Origin of the sequence: Prochlorococcus sp. MIT 1201 (assembly GCF_047303415.1) — a bacterium.
In the GTDB taxonomy this organism is placed as follows: Bacteria; Cyanobacteriota; Cyanobacteriia; order PCC-6307; family Cyanobiaceae; genus Prochlorococcus; species Prochlorococcus marinus_D.
In genome coordinates this window covers 1693659-1708217 of record NZ_CP138947.1, presented here as the reverse complement: position 1 = coordinate 1708217, position 14559 = coordinate 1693659, and the positions used below count along the sequence as shown (strand labels likewise).

Sequence of the window (14559 nt, the reverse complement as noted above, 5' to 3'; positions counted from 1 at the left end):
AGGAGTGGGCCCAAGCATCTCAACCTTGACGTTGCAATTTCTAGAGTCTTTCGATTAGCTCGGTTGTCAGTACTTAGCCAGGGGAAGGCCATCCATTTGGAGTAATGAACCCCTATCAGGCGCTGGTTGAGCTGGGAAGATTTGGATCAGGTGTCACTACGACCGGAAGAGTGGTTGCAGTTGAGTGGATGGGGACAACCTTGACGGGTGCCTCTGTAGCAATGCCGGAGTCCAGTTCCTTCAGTTCGCAGGCTGCCAAAGCTTCTTGAAGCAGTGAATCAAAAGTTGCTCCAGGCAAGCGGTGGCGTGAGATCTCGAGGAACGTGCGAGGCAGAGATTCAGCGGCCGCCCTGCGTAGGGCTGGATTGCTGAGGCGATGTTCTTGCTCACCTTGGATGGCTCGGATGAAGCGACGAGTCACATCTCGCTTGGTGGATGCCTTGATGAAGGTGTCGCTATCACCGAAACCGTTGTGTGCTTCGCTTTCGAGATCGCTGATGCGACGCTCCAGGCTTTCAAGAACTTCCTCAGCTTCTTTGCAGATGTGTACCAGTTGCCCGTCAGAGAGATTGGGGAGGTCTGCCACATAAACCTTGCCGTGGTCCCTCAGGGCTAAAAATGTTGGCCTCGGACCCTGACCTTGACGGTGGGGGGCGTTGCGATCGTCGTAATCACTATTGATTTGCCGTCTTGGAGGCACAGGTCCTGCTGAGCTACGGCGACGCGTTATGCGCTGGGGGCTATCAAAGGGCATTGGATTTAAGTTAGATCTGACGACGCTGTTGCCGAAATATTCTCTCGGCTTGCATAGGTAAATATTACTTGAGGACGTGTCTAAAGATCGGCTCGAGAATAGGCTCGTACAAGTCCGATGTAATTAGTCAGAGAGATCTTGCGACTCAAGAGCCGTTGCGATGCAATGCTTTAGCTGGGTAGCCCTCGTAATCTCTCCCCGGTTGAGGGAGAGGCAGTTTCGACTTGACCAATAGGCCAAGCTTGAAGAGCTTGTTCGTTGCAAACCTGCAGGACATCACGTACTGCTTCTTCTGCGACCACTAGGCAGAAACCCACTCCAAGATTGAATGTGTGCCAGAGGTCATGCTCTGGAATCTGGCCAGCATCTTGGAGCCATTGAAAAAGTTCTGGTCTGGTCCAGCTGCTTGGATCTATGACGGTAACTAAGTCTTTTGGACAACATCGGGGAAGATTCTCTGGTAGGCCTCCACCGGTGATATGTGCCATGCCGTGGAGTGGAACTTTTGCTTCTATGAGGTTTTTTACCAGCTGGCCGTAAAGGGTGGTAGGGGTTAGCAGGGTCTCGATTAGAGGTTTGTTGTCGCATCCGAAGCGAGTGTTCTTATTGGCTTCAGTAAGGGCGAGCACTTTGCGCACCAAACTGAACCCGTTGCTATGAACGCCACTGCTTGCCACACCGATAATCTGATCTCCAGGCTTGATCTTGCGACCGTCGATCATCTCGTCTTCTTCTACCACTGCTACGCAAAAGCCGGCTAGGTCGTAGCAACCTGGGTCGTAAAACCCAGGCATCTCGGCGGTTTCTCCTCCTAGGAGGGCGCAGCCGCTGCGGCGACAGCCCTCTGCAATTCCCTCCACAACTTGTGCCATGGCCTCTGGGCTGAGGGTTCCGGTGGCGATGTAGTCGAGGAAAAAGAGGGGTTCAGCGCCACTGGTGATGACGTCGTTGACACACATTCCAACCAGGTCCAGCCCTACTCCGTAGTGGGCTTGATGTTGCTGAGCTAGTTCGAGCTTGGTGCCGACCCCATCAGTTCCTGCGACAAGCAGAGGCTTGTTTAGCCCTGCGGGGAGGCGTATCAAGCCTCCAAACCCTCCCAGACCACCGATCACCTCTGGGCGGTGGGTGGCTTCGACGCTAGATCTGATCCGCTCGATGAATGCCCTACCTGCTTGGACGTCAACGCCCGCGGTCTTGTAGTCCATGGTTTCGACTGGCCCTCTCTAGATCCTCCTCTGCCGCCCTCCATTCAGCCAATGTCATGATTGTCCTGTCTTGCATTAGCGGGGCCTTTGGACGGCATCAGTGCGACTTATCGGCGTGGCATGGCTCTGACCCTTGTAAGTCAAGTGATGATCTGTTGTTTACCTGCTTAAAGTTGCACCAATCTGACGAGGAGGTGCTGTTCGAACTCTTCTACAGAGAGGATGTAATTCGTACGGTTTGGGGAACTTTAGTTGGTTGAAGGACGGATTCCTGCTGGGGATGATTTTTCTCCTCATTCAAGTGTCGTCTGCTAGTAATGAAATTTTCCGTTTCGCTTCTTGTTCTTGCTGGTGTTTGCTCCAGCAGTGCTGCACTGTTACCAGCCTTTGCTCGTGATCTTGACCTCGATAAAAAGGTCACCAGGGAACAGGTAAAGAAAGCCCTGCTTGAACGAATCTCGCTTCTTGCGACTCCTTTGTCTGCCAATCAAGGCCGCTCAGATCAAGGCAGTGCTGATGTCGCTACTGGTTTAACTGTTGATTCAGTTGTTGAGACACCACAAGCGTTCCCAATCGTTCCAGTTGCCAAGCTCAACCGACCTGTCAAGCCAACTCCCACTGTTGTTCAAGTGAGCACTGGTGAAGCAAGCTGGTACGGCCCGGGCTTCTTCGGAAACCGAACTGCAAGTGGTGAAGTTTTCAGGCCAGGGACAATGACAGCTGCTCATCGCAGCTTGCCGTTTGGTACCAAGGTAAGGGTGACCAACCTTTGGAATGATCGTTCAGCTGTTGTGACAATCAACGATCGAGGCCCTTTTATCGCTCATCGCGTCATCGATCTTGCTCATGGTGCTGCCCACGAGCTTGGTTTGATATCGAGTGGTATTGCCCAAGTGCGTCTTGAGGTGCTGCGCTGAGTTTTTCTGTTCTCAGTTCAACGGCTGAGTTGCATCAATGGCGTAAGCATCAGCAGTCTTCGGTTCATTTCGTACCCACCATGGGCGCTTTGCACCGCGGTCATGGCCAGCTGATCAAGTCAGTTCATGGATTTGGCAGGCTTCAACCAGCCGCTGTGTTGGTGAGTGTTTTCGTGAATCCTTTGCAGTTTGGCCCTGCCGAGGATTTCGATAGTTATCCTCGTGATCTTGAGGCCGATTGTGAGTTGGCATCAAGATCAGGTGCTTCTGCACTCTGGGCTCCTTCAGTTGATCAGGTTTTTCCTGGGGGGGCTTCTTCCCACTTCAGGATTCAGGTTCCTTCTCATCTTCAGGCACATTTGTGTGGGGCGAGTAGGCCTGGTCACTTTGATGGTGTGGTCACGGTGGTGGCTCGCCTTTTGGCTCTAGTTCGGCCAGAGGTGCTTGTGCTTGGTGAAAAGGATTGGCAGCAATTGGTGATCCTGCGCCATTTGGTTGCCCAGTTGGGTTTGCCGGTGCGGGTGCATGGGGTCGCCACTGTGCGCGATGACGATGGCTTGGCTTGTAGTTCCCGTAATCGTTACCTCATGACTCAACAGCGCCAGCAGGCGTTGGCCTTGCCTCAGCTACTTGCTCGAGCTGCTCGGGAGTCTCAGGATGGACGAGCAGTTGATCTTGCAGGGCTCCGGTGCGCATGGGAGCAACTTGGCTTGGAGGTTGAGTATGTAGAAAAGGTAGATGCCTTTAACCTGCAGCCTTTGCATGCTGGCCGCAAGCTTTGCCTTCTGGCGGCGGCTGTGCGTTGCGGGGAGACTCGTCTCATCGATCACACTTTTCTGATGTCTCGTCAGCCAATTGTTGCTATAGATGGGCCTGCCGGTGCTGGTAAAAGCACCGTGACAAGAGCCTTTGCTGAACGGCTTGGCCTGCTCTACCTCGATACGGGGGCCATGTATCGGGCGGTCACTTGGTTGACTCAACAACATGATGTTGATCCGCACGACCCTGTAGCAGTCAAAACCATCCTTGAGAATCTTGAGCTTGAGCTTGAGCCATCTCAATCAGGAGCACAGACGGTTCGGATCAATGGTCATGACGTAACAGAGGCGATCAGATCGCCGGAAGTGACGTCCTCGGTTTCAGTGGTTGCTGCTCACGGCTGTGTTCGTAAGGCTTTGACGGCTCAGCAACAGAGGATGGGTGTACGAGGCGGTTTGGTTGCTGAAGGACGGGATATTGGTACGGCCGTTTTCCCAGATGCAGAGTTGAAGGTGTTCCTCACCGCCAGCCCGGCTGAACGTGCCAGGCGTCGCGCTCTGGACCTGGACAATCGTGGTTTCCCGGTTCCTGATCTGGCTGAGTTGGAAACACAAATCGAGGAACGTGATCGAATGGATAGCACCCGCGAAGTTGCTCCTTTACGCCAAGCTGAAGATGCCACTGAGTTGATCAGTGACGGCATGACGATTGAGGAGGTGATTGAGACTTTGATCGATCTGTTTCGAGTGCAGGTTCCCGAGGAGGTTTGGCCTACAGCTGGGAGCTGAGTTCAATGAGCAGGCCTTCACAGGCGTCTTCAAGCAGATCGAGTACTTTCTCGAAGCCTGCATCTCCTCCGTAATAAGGGTCTGGCACCTCTTCAAGTGATGTTTTGGTGGCATAACTGAGCATGGGCTCGATCCTGGCAGTTGCCATAGGGCCGACTTCAGTGGCCATGCTCTGAACAGTCGCCAAATTATCTGCGTCCATGGTGAGGATTAGATCAAAAGTCTGTAGATCCTCCAGGGTGATCTGTCGCGCTCGGCTGGGTAGAAGGATCCCTCGCTGCTGGGCAGCACTACGCATGCGCGAATCCGCTGGCCTGCCAACGTGCCATCCACCGGTGCCGGCGGAATCCACCACGAAGTGCTTTTCCATGCCTTGGCTTTTTAGTTGATGCAGGAAAACCCCTTCTGCAGCGGGGGAGCGACAGATGTTGCCGAGGCAAACGAACAGCAGCCGATGATTCATTCAGACTCCAAGCGTTGCAGGCTGAGCGTGAATCGCTTTGCATACCACGGAGGCATCTTTGATTGCATTTGCAAGGGGCTTTAAGTCTATTGATGGCTTGCCTTGGCTCAGGTTTGTTGAGTTGAAATCAACAATGCACAAAAGAATTTCGTTTTTCAATGAGTTCATTTGGGACTTTGTATGGTCTTGATCAGAGCGTTCTTAGAGGTCAAAAAGAACGTTATGGATATAAGACTCGGTCCATTGGTGACCATGGAAGCGGGCCAACATGGCTCTTGCTGGATCCTTTTTCGCTCTGTAGCTCAAGTATCGTTTCTGACCTTCCAGCAGCTTGAAGGCACGTTGAGGGGAGACCTCCTCTGCCATTTCGACAAGATCTAAGTAAAGGTTTAAGTAGTCTCTAAATGCTGGCATGATGACTTCATCGATCAGTTGGTTCCCTTCAATGCTTAGGGGTAGGCGAGTCCAGAGAAATCCTGGTGAAAAGTAAGGTTTAGCTTCTTCTGGTATCGGCCCTCCCTCAGGGAGGTGAACTCTCCAGTGTTCAAAGATTGGCATCAGTCGTTCCCAGACTTGTTTGGTATGGCGTTCGTCACTTGTGATTGCTGGCTGTAAGTCCAGTGCTAAAAGGTGCCCAGATGGAAGTGTTACTAAGTCTGCACCGAAGAAGGGAAGATCGAAGGTGTGATAAGGGTTTATCACGAAATTCAAGACCGAGGCAGAACGGCCGGCCTCCACGCACGCGGCTCGCACCTGTCTGAACTTTTTGGTTCTGCAAGCCCAGGTGCATGTTGTTACCCTGATGGGTTGAGATTTGGAGCCTGTTTTCCCTTCTCTTTGCAGGAACTCTGGAGCTACTGGGTATGGCTCAGGCTTCAGTGGTATGAAAGCGTTGATGGCATGGCTGAGGAACGGCGCCCATCGCCATTCGGGCATCTTGACTGGATCAAGGCTGCTTAGGCGTAAGGGTTTCATCGAGGTAGGTCATCGTCTGCGTCTGCCGGCGGAGATGAATCCGCTTTAGTGCTGGCAGGAAATAGGAATTCGTGTAGGAAGCGATCAGACCATGCCTTGCCGAAATGACTCGTAAACAAGCCGTGGGCGGGATCCCGCTCAGCGCTGTAAATGTCATAAGCGATCTGTAGTTGTTTGACTTCGGCCGCCGGTATTAGGGAGGCCTTATCGTTGTTTTGTTGGTGAAGCTCCCAGTAACAGTGCAGGAAAGCGTTGAACGCTTCAGGTAAGGAGTTGGTTGCTTTTTCGGCGCCGCCTCTGCAGAAAAGTAACCAGGGGGAGAAGTATTGATTGGGATCGAACAATCGCATCGTCTCCTCTCCACTCAGTTCAGGGAAACGATTTTGGAGGGTTTTGAGTCCCTGGAAGTGGCGCTCTAAGTAGGACTGATCTTGAATGAGGGGTTGGAAGTCAAGGATCGCTACTAGCTTTTGTCTCTTCCCAAACCACAACAAGTCCAATCCCATCAATGGCTGATCAATGTTGTAGTTCGGATAAGCCACTGAGTTGAGGACCTGAAGGCTTTCCCCTGCATCGAGTCGCGAGACCCTCCAGCGACGGAACCCTGGCACCTGCCAGAGCCAACTTCGAATCAAGCTGTTTTTTTTCTCGTTTCGACATTCCCTAAGACCATCAGGAACTGCTGCAGTTTCTCCGCCTTGTATTCGGATGCTGGAGTGCAGTTTCTCAAGTAATGGGTCAAACATCTAAATGTGATCCCTCACTTCTTTGGGCTGAGTTGAATATTTTCTCAAGATCAGTGGTTTGATGCTTCATGGCATGTTTGATGAATAGGCCAATCACATGCCCAGATCGTTCGATCTCAAGAGTGGACTGATAGGGACTGGTGATCGCAAGCATTTCATCCTCAGCCAGGTTGAAAGTGTTGAACAGTTGAAGGTGTTAATTCTCCGCCAACCTCTTGATTTTTCCTCTTAGGCCACCGCATCCTCAGTGCTGCCGCCTCGTTGGCGGCTCGTGAGGAATCCAAACAGGACCTTTCCAATTGCAGCCACTAGGTTGCCTTCCAACTCCTTGAACATGGCCATATTGCAGTGAAAGGCCATATTTGCCTCCTCGACCATGCGTTCGGCGGTCTGCTGATTGATCGGCAGGCTATCAAGGGTGGCGCTGTATAGAGTCTTGAACGCTTTGGTGTCTTCAATGTCATTAAAGATATAAAAACGCACGCCGTCATTGCCCCCTAGCTTCATGGCCTTCTGGGCAATGGTCTTGAGAATCTGACCGCCTGAAAGGTCCCCGAGATAGCGGGTGTAGTGATGAGCCACTAGTAACTCAGGCGACTCCTGCGCCAACTTATGAATACGGGCCACATACTCCTGAGCCGCCAGCGTCGCCTTGGCCAGATTGCGCCAGTCGCTGCCGAAATAAAACATCAAATCTTGTTCTAAGGCCTCGCAGCGATTGAGCTCGGGGAAGCCAATAGGTGCCACCACCGGATGCTTTTGCTCACGCAGCTTGCCGATTTCTGCTTCCAGTGCGGAGTAGACGAAATAGAGATCAGCCACCAGCATGCGATAACTGGACTGATCAACCACCCCTTTAAGGAAACAGCTCACGAAACCAGTGTTCTCGGCCATCGTGTGGGCGGCCTTGGTGCCTTCTCTTAGTTGGCTCGCAAGGGCTACCGCCAAGGTGCTTGAAGTCGAATGTCTTGATTGACCCTAGGAGGCTAAATGGCAGTTTCAGGAAGACCTTAAAAGAAGGATTCGCACTTGAACAGGATGCAACGGCAATGAGGCTGGATTAATTCTGATCACGCTGTGCGACGAGCTCAGTGAGAATCAAGTCGATTCGCTGCAATTCGGTATGTTCGGCCAATGAGGCGTCGATCTTTTTTTGAGGCATCCTGAGCTTTTGCCCAATCGAGATGATTTCATTTCGTAATCGCTTGCGATAGGCGTTTAGATCCCCAATGGTTTCCTGTAGCTCTTCTCGTGTGGCTTCAGGCATTGGTTTTAATCACTCATCTTTAAGCCTACACTTGAATATTTAATCATCATTTCAAGCAAGAGAACCCCTTTAGAGGAGTTCAACATCGAGCCTTTCGAGCAATGATCAACGCAACTCAATGAAGCCTTGCATGGCTTGCTTCTACTCTTGATGGCTTGGAGTCTGTTGGAGTGCCGAAGCCCAAAAGTTTGATCAAGCAGTGTGTCTTGGTTGCGTGGATGCTTCAGTGACGAACCGTTGCGTGATTGCTTGCTGATTGGCTGGGTTTCGGTATAGAGGCTTACGATTGCGTTCGTCTTCAGCCCAATCAAGGGGGGCAAAACCCATTAGCGCAAAGGTCTTGCCGCTTTAATGCAGGCTTCTTAAGGCGTCACCCGCATTAAGAGGTTTATCTGCAAGTGGTAATGTCCATCTAGCTTTTGGAGTCTTCCCTTAATGGTTCAGAAGCTCCCTAACCCCCAGTCCTGTCCGGCTTGCCAATGCTTGACGCATTCTCTCGCGCTGTAGTTGGTGCTGATGCCAAAGGGGCTTGCCTCGGCAGTGCCGATTTGGCTTCTCTTCGTCAGCACGTTGCGGATGCCAACATTCGAATCGATGCAACCAATGCAATCGCGCAACACATTTCTTGTATTGCAGCGGATGCAGTGAGCGGCATGGTTTGCGAGAACACAGGCATGACCCAGCCTGGCGGTAACTGCTACCCCACTCGCCGCATGGCTGCTTGCTTGCGCGATGGAGAGATCATCCTCCGCTATGTCAGTTACGCCCTCTTGGCAGGGGATGCATCTGTTCTGGATGATCGTTGCCTCAATGGTCTCAAAGAGACCTACGACGCTCTGGGCGTGCCTATTAAGAACGCAGTTCGTGCTGTTGAGATCATGAAGGCCGCTACTGTCGCTATCATTACTGATACAAATTCTGGTCCCTCTGCTTTCCAGGGCATCTCTGGTAAGGGTTCTGACTGCCAGGGCATTGCTGCAGAAGCTGCTTCCTATTTTGATCGTGTGATCAGCTCCCTGAGCTGAATCATTCGTAATCTTCTTCAAGTTAATTATCACACTTCCATAAAAGGAATCACACGATGAAATCTGCTGTCACAACAGTGATCACTGCAGCAGATGCAGCAGGTCGTTTCCCTGATATAAGTGACCTTAAAGCTGTCAAGGTATCCTTCGATCGTGCGGCTGCCCGCATGGAAGCTGCTGAGAAGCTGGCTTCTGGCATAGATAATGTGACTGCTGATGCACTTAAAGCTGTTTACAGCGATGGTAAGTATGACCTTGCAACTAGGGACAAGTGTGCAAGAGACATCAACCATTACTTGCGCCTGATTAACTATTGCTTGATAGCAGGTAGCACTGGCCCCCTTGATGAGTGGGGTATTGCCGGTGTTCGAGAAGTGTTTCGCACACTCGGTATCCCTACTTCTGCCTACATCGAGGCCTTTAGCTACATCCGTGAGCGTGTATGTGTTCCTCGTGATATGGATCAGCAAGCTGCCAACGAGTTTAAGGACCTTCTTAACTACCTGATTAATGCTCTCTCCTGAACCTCAATGCCTTTAGGCGGCTACCTTTCAAGGTCTGCGCAGCTTGTTTTTTAGCTTGGTTGGCCTTGTCTGTAATAGCATTGGGAATCTATTTGATTTAAAGATCTCCACCAAGCTCTTCTGAATTACTCTTATCGCTAGTGACTTGAGATGTGCTAAGCCTACATACATGAGCAAGGATGAAAACTGTAAGCCTGATCTTGAGGATTTATTTGATGACTTTGCTCATCCAAATCCACAAATCAAAGAAGAAGCTTATTTGAAAATGTCTCGCCACTGGCCTGAGGAGTCAATGCCTAGACTGCTGGCCAATCTGGATCAGACGGATATTGAACTTAGAAGAGCATCTGTAAAAGCCCTTGGTGTATTTGGTGGACGCTCCTTGCTCCCTTTGGCGCAGGTATTTCATGCCAGTGAGAATAGAATAGTTCGCACAAGTTGTCTCAAGGCTTTTGTGCAAGTGGCAGCTAAGTTCCCTGGTGAAGCCTTCCCAAAAGAGGCCATGGAGGTTGTCGAATTGGCTCTACAGGATGATATCCCTGAGTTGATTCTTACAGTGGTTCCGCTTCTATCTCTTCTCGGCAAGCAGGGGCTTCCGCTTCTGCTACAGAGTTGCAAAAGTAAGAATATCTTGCTGGCGGCTATTGCAGTAACTGCTCTTGGGGAAGTTGATGATCCTGCAGCTGAAGCTTGCTTGAAAGAGCTTCAGGCGGATGATTTAATTGATGATTTGTTGGGAGGGAGCGTGATTGATGCTCTCAATACATTGGAGCAACGTAATGCAGGCAAGCCCAGTACTCAATAATGACTAGCTTTCATCATTATGTTTCTTTAGATCTTCGTGCGAAAGCTGATCAATTGCGAGCTGCAAAACCCTATTGACGCTTTCATCTTGTTCTGCAGACTTTCTTGCAAGCAGTTCATTGAGTGTTTCCGTTGCATTCAGTTTCATTAGAGATAAGGCTGCATTCTTTCGGACTTGAGGGTGTAAATCATCGAGCCTGGCCAATAACATTGGCTGTGCCCAGGATGGTTCGTGTAGCTTGCCAAGCAATATGGTTGCTTCAGCACGCACATCGCTGGCAGGGTCAACTAAAGCTTCTAGGAGAAGCTCTCGAGCATCTGTATCACCCAAGGCTTGTATTTGCTCTCCCAGGCCGGCGATGGCTGCCGCTCTAATTTCTGCATGGTCGGATTGGGCTGCATTGCGAAGAGCATCAGGTGCTTGAGCTCCCACAAAGGCCAGCCCCCAGCTAGCGAATCCACATTGCATTGCTGTGCTGTTGGGATTGATGAGGACCTCTAGCAGGAGCTCTACTGCATCGGCACCAAAAATCGCCATAGCTCCTGCCGCTGATCCCTGAACGACAGGGTCTGGATCGTTGAGAAGGGCTTCGAGGAGATTTGGCAAGGTGCTTGGATCGCCCACCAGTTTGAGGGTCTTTGCGGCGGCGCGCCTCACCGTGGCACTGGAATGCTTGTGTAGGGCCACACAAAGTGCTGGCACCGCGGCCTTGCCTACGACGCCGAGACTTTCTGCAAAGGTACGTCGAAGCAATCCTCGATGATCGCCAAGACCAGACACCATGCGCTGAATTTGCTCTGCATCGGCTTTCGGCGTGTCTCCACGTCTGAGCATGGCCTTTAATTCATCGGCCAGTTCAGCGGCTTCGTCTTCATTCAGCAACGACTCGTCAGTGTTGATGCTGAAGGGGTGGTCCTGTGTCAATGTTGTCGACTTGAGAATGCATGCATTATCGATGTGAGCAAGGTAATGACTAGAGTCGAGAGATCAACGGATCCACTGTTTTAACGGTTAAGGCCCTTATGCAAGCCTGCCTGATAGAAGGCTAAGGGGATAACAATGAGACCATGATGCTATTTGTGAATTGCGCAGGATTTTGGCTGTAATTAGAAATTGTGCCTTCATTCTTTTGGAATTTCACTAGTAAGGATCCTGACCGAAGGTTTTGCTGCGTTTTTTAGCCTTGAAGTTAGTTAAACCCTTTGCCATCCTGATTGCCTTTGGAAGGTTAGCTGTTATAAATTTGTTTAAGGGATGGTCAGAGTTATTGCGATAGTTATTGGACCTTGAAAGGATCCTGCGATTGTGTTTGCTTTGCTTGATAAGCAGTTAAGTTTGTGCATACCTGAGATTGTAGACTCCAACAGCTTGATAATTACCATTAGCTAGAACAGCTTCAGGATGGTGATAGAAGCTAAAAGGTTTTTTAATTTCATTGATCTGAAGCCATTAGAGTTCCCCCTTTTGGGATGATTGACTTGTCGATATAATAGTGTTCAGTAAAGCGACGATAAGCTGTTCAGTGAAGCTTGATTTTTTAGAATCAAAATTGATTCTTGAGGTACTCCAGCCCCCTTGTTGGGTGGTTGAAAGTTGGCCTTGTTTTTAAGGCTATTACCAATGCTTGCGCAAGTCTCGACTCCTTCCCAGATTGTATGTCAGTCAATGTACTAAGAGTTTTAGCCCTGCGCTCTATTTCCATAGAATGGAATCCTTTGCTTATTCCCACAGCTTTTCTATCTCAAAACATGTTTTATTGTTGATCAATATGACTCATGTGGATGAATCAAAAGCTACAGATTGCAGTATGGAAGTAGAAATAGCTTCTTTCGTTGAGGTTGAGCGACGTGAACTGTTCATAAGTGAGCTCAATTGGGCGGGCAATAGCGCGGCAGTCTCATTAAGTTAATGATGGTAGATTTCTTTGCCGAAAAGCAATGGATGAGTCATGATACTTTGCGGCTTAAGTTGGCACATAGATTTCATGCGGCTATGGCTTTGAGCCTAATCTTTTGCTCTTTAGCTGATGCTTCTTTTAGGGGCTATTAGTGGAGTCCTGGCCATTCTTTGTTATTTTCTAATTTGCTGCATTAGTTGCAAGAGATAGAAGTAAACTTGTCTGGCTGAATCAGTCAATCATTATTGAAGCTATCGTTCTATTGGAAACAGAAGCTCCTGTCCCTGAACAGCTGGTAATATCAACTCATGAATTCACCTATGCATTGTATTATGATTTTTTCACCTCTTTAATGAATGCATCTTTGCTCGAAGCATGTATCACATTTTGGCTGCTGAAATCTGGCTAGTGTTTTCTATGTTGAATTGGGGCAGACATTTCGATTCCCCTCAGTCATAAAGAGTCATTCCGTAGTCAACACTGAGGCTATTTGCTATGGGAGAGAATGATTGATTGAGAGGTTTTTGAGGGTCTTGGCAAGATGACAAGGATCAATTTAGTGATTAGATATTTCAGTGAATGCTGCCTCTATTGAATCTCAAATTCATGATCAGTTAGTAGCCATACTTTTCTATTCCAGCTTCTTCCAGTAGGCATGCCTCTAACGTGAGATCAGTACCTTTCGCAAAACAGTAGAGTTCACGATTGCCTAATATTTCTTAAAAGATGACTCAGATAGGAATGTAGTGTTCCAGAGTAATGACTTGGTTAACCTTTCTGCCTTGCTCCTCGTTCATATTCTGATCTAGTGAAAGAGCTGAAGAGCCCATTCGATCATCTTCCATCTCTCAGCCAGGAAGAGGCACTCAAGATTCTTTGTACGCCTATCAATAAGTTGGAGTTGGCCAGTGATTACTACAAGGCAGCCTTTCACCTAAGCAAATTCCCTGGACCCTTGACAGAAGAGGCCTTGTTGCGCCTGGTTGAGTCAGAGTCCTCTGAATTGCCTGTTGTGATTGCCCGTAAAAAGGCCGTTGAGGGCTTGGCTCGTCTTCGTTGTACCGCTGCAATTCCTGCCATTGGTCGCTGCCTTACAAGCACTGATCCAAATTTGGTTGAGATTTCTGCTTGGGCCCTTCAAGAGTTGGATTGTCAGGACCCTGATCTACATCAAGTCATGCTGTCTTTGCTAGATGATCCCAAGCAGCATCGGCGCGTGTTGATTCAGAGCCTGGCTTGTCTTGGGGTGGTTTCAGCGGCATCAAGAATTGAGTCTTTGCAGGATGATGCCACGCCTGGTGTTCGTGGTGCTGCTCTTGCTGCAGTGTTTAGGCTTTGCGGCAAAAAAGATCGACTGATGGAGCTGGAGTTGCATCTGGCCCTTCCTGTTCAGATGGATCGACATCTTGCCATTCAGGATGTTATCGATGCAGGTGAATTTGATTTACTTAAGGCTACTTTAAGGGCACCTGTATCTCCGACCTTTCGCATGCGGGCCTTGAATGCTCTTTGGCCTGAAGAGTTTGTAAAGAAGAATGGCCTTGATTTGCTGGTTATTTTGGATGGGCTGATGCTTGATGACCCAGATGATCTTGATCTCGTGCATCATTATGATGAATCCCCTAAAGATGCCTTCCTGATTGAGGAACTATTCGGGACTGATTTCAGTCGCTGTTATCTTGCTGTTCAGACCTTGCGTAGTCGCAATCCAACAGAGCTTTGGCCTTTGTTATTGAAATGCTGGGAACGAGCAAAGAAGGATTATGGTGCGCTCTATTTCTTTATGCTTCTTTTTAGATGTATGACCGATTGGCCGGAAACAGCACAACAGAAAATTCAGGATTTCTGCTTCTCTGCACTTGATCGACGTTGGCCTGATTTTATTAAATTCAAGCCAGCTTCCATCCTTACGCTGATGCAATATAGCCCCGAGATTGGTTGCTCCTATTTGTCTCAATGGCTCAACCCAGAGAAGTCTCCTTACTGGGCCTGTCGATATTCAGCATTATTGGCTATTGAGCCTTTGCTTCATGTAGAAGAATGGGGCACATTGGTAGAAAATGTGGTTAGAAGTAAGGAGGACCCACATCGCTTTGTTCGAGCTAAGGTTAACAGTCTTGGGATGAATCGTATCGGGGGTTCTCCTCCTCTAAGTTAAGGGCATTCTTCTTTGTTCGCGGATTCCCCTTGCTCGTGAATCTTGGATAGCAGTATTGATTATAGATTTAGTGCTTTATTTATTATTATATTGCTGGTCAACTATCAAGATATTAAGCCTATTAATTCCTTCATGCTTTTATCTCGAAGTGTTCGAGAGGGCCTTGCTTTTGCAAGGTAAAAATGGCAATGGCTTAGTGGCCCTGGAAAGCAGGATGTGAGTTCATGGGACAGTTAATAGATGTATTAAACTGTCATGGGATTTCTCCCTCTT

Annotated in this window: 15 protein-coding genes; 7 read left to right on the top strand and 8 right to left on the bottom strand. The window is 49.3% G+C overall.

The window, feature by feature from the left end:
* Nucleotides 1-115 precede the first annotated feature (115 nt).
* Both SIB41_RS08260 and purM read right to left on the bottom strand, forming a co-directional pair.
* Nucleotides 116-754 carry a histidine phosphotransferase gene (locus SIB41_RS08260; protein ID WP_413358141.1) on the bottom strand — a complete coding sequence of 213 codons (639 nt, stop codon included), beginning with the start codon at nucleotides 752-754 and terminating at the stop codon, nucleotides 116-118.
* A gap of 170 nt (nucleotides 755-924) precedes the next feature.
* A complete protein-coding gene (gene purM / locus SIB41_RS08255; RefSeq protein ID WP_413358139.1) occupies nucleotides 925-1962 on the bottom strand; it encodes a phosphoribosylformylglycinamidine cyclo-ligase in 1038 nt (345 codons plus the stop codon).
* 317 nt (nucleotides 1963-2279) lie between these two features.
* Between purM and SIB41_RS08250 the strand changes: the two genes are divergently transcribed.
* Both SIB41_RS08250 and SIB41_RS08245 read left to right on the top strand, forming a co-directional pair.
* The gene (locus tag SIB41_RS08250; protein WP_413358137.1) at nucleotides 2280-2879 is read left to right on the top strand and encodes a septal ring lytic transglycosylase RlpA family protein; all 600 of its coding nucleotides are present in this window, start codon (nucleotides 2280-2282) and stop codon (nucleotides 2877-2879) included.
* On the top strand, nucleotides 2876-4426 hold the full coding sequence (locus tag SIB41_RS08245; protein WP_413361473.1) for a bifunctional pantoate--beta-alanine ligase/(d)CMP kinase: 1551 nt from the start codon (nucleotides 2876-2878) through the stop codon (nucleotides 4424-4426). Before SIB41_RS08250 ends, SIB41_RS08245 begins: the two co-directional genes overlap by 4 nt.
* Here SIB41_RS08245 and SIB41_RS08240 read toward each other — a convergent pair.
* The 3 genes from SIB41_RS08240 to SIB41_RS08230 form a co-directional block, all read right to left on the bottom strand.
* Complete coding sequence (locus SIB41_RS08240; RefSeq protein ID WP_413358135.1) at nucleotides 4410-4889, bottom strand: low molecular weight protein-tyrosine-phosphatase; 480 nt, start codon at nucleotides 4887-4889, stop codon at nucleotides 4410-4412. The genes SIB41_RS08245 and SIB41_RS08240 overlap by 17 nt on opposite strands.
* Before the next feature lie 201 nt (nucleotides 4890-5090).
* Entirely contained in the window at nucleotides 5091-5864 is a 774-nt protein-coding gene (locus tag SIB41_RS08235) for a phycoerythrobilin:ferredoxin oxidoreductase (protein ID WP_413358133.1), read from the bottom strand.
* On the bottom strand, nucleotides 5861-6610 hold the full coding sequence (locus tag SIB41_RS08230) for a 15,16-dihydrobiliverdin:ferredoxin oxidoreductase (RefSeq protein ID WP_413358131.1): 750 nt from the start codon (nucleotides 6608-6610) through the stop codon (nucleotides 5861-5863). The genes SIB41_RS08235 and SIB41_RS08230 overlap by 4 nt, the downstream gene beginning before the upstream one ends.
* A 97-nt stretch (nucleotides 6611-6707) precedes the next feature.
* Here SIB41_RS08230 and SIB41_RS08225 point away from each other — a divergent pair, with 97 nt between their 5' ends.
* Entirely contained in the window at nucleotides 6708-6842 is a 135-nt protein-coding gene (locus SIB41_RS08225; RefSeq protein ID WP_413358129.1) for a hypothetical protein, read from the top strand.
* Here the strand turns inward: SIB41_RS08225 and SIB41_RS08220 are convergent.
* Both SIB41_RS08220 and SIB41_RS08215 read right to left on the bottom strand, forming a co-directional pair.
* Entirely contained in the window at nucleotides 6839-7558 is a 720-nt protein-coding gene (locus SIB41_RS08220; RefSeq protein WP_413358127.1) for a heme oxygenase (biliverdin-producing), read from the bottom strand. The genes SIB41_RS08225 and SIB41_RS08220 overlap by 4 nt on opposite strands.
* A gap of 112 nt (nucleotides 7559-7670) precedes the next feature.
* Entirely contained in the window at nucleotides 7671-7877 is a 207-nt protein-coding gene (locus SIB41_RS08215) for a hypothetical protein (RefSeq protein WP_041384640.1), read from the bottom strand.
* Between the two features lie 479 nt (nucleotides 7878-8356).
* Between SIB41_RS08215 and SIB41_RS08210 the strand changes: the two genes are divergently transcribed.
* From SIB41_RS08210 to SIB41_RS08200, 3 genes are all read left to right on the top strand, one after another.
* Entirely contained in the window at nucleotides 8357-8902 is a 546-nt protein-coding gene (locus tag SIB41_RS08210; protein WP_011826841.1) for a bleomycin hydrolase, read from the top strand.
* Nucleotides 8903-8958: 56 nt separating this feature from the next.
* Entirely contained in the window at nucleotides 8959-9426 is a 468-nt protein-coding gene (locus tag SIB41_RS08205; protein WP_011131049.1) for a bleomycin hydrolase, read from the top strand.
* Nucleotides 9427-9718: 292 nt separating this feature from the next.
* Nucleotides 9719-10231 (top strand): HEAT repeat domain-containing protein, encoded by a 513-nt coding sequence (locus tag SIB41_RS08200; RefSeq protein ID WP_413358125.1) that lies wholly within the window; start codon nucleotides 9719-9721, stop codon nucleotides 10229-10231.
* A gap of 3 nt (nucleotides 10232-10234) precedes the next feature.
* Here the strand turns inward: SIB41_RS08200 and SIB41_RS08195 are convergent, their stop codons facing one another.
* Nucleotides 10235-11155 carry a HEAT repeat domain-containing protein gene (locus SIB41_RS08195; protein WP_413358123.1) on the bottom strand — a complete coding sequence of 307 codons (921 nt, stop codon included), beginning with the start codon at nucleotides 11153-11155 and terminating at the stop codon, nucleotides 10235-10237.
* A 1781-nt stretch (nucleotides 11156-12936) separates the two neighbouring features.
* Here SIB41_RS08195 and SIB41_RS08190 point away from each other — a divergent pair.
* Nucleotides 12937-14286, top strand: a complete 1350-nt coding sequence (locus SIB41_RS08190) for a HEAT repeat domain-containing protein (RefSeq protein WP_413358121.1) — start codon at nucleotides 12937-12939, stop codon at nucleotides 14284-14286.
* Nucleotides 14287-14559: the final 273 nt, after the last annotated feature.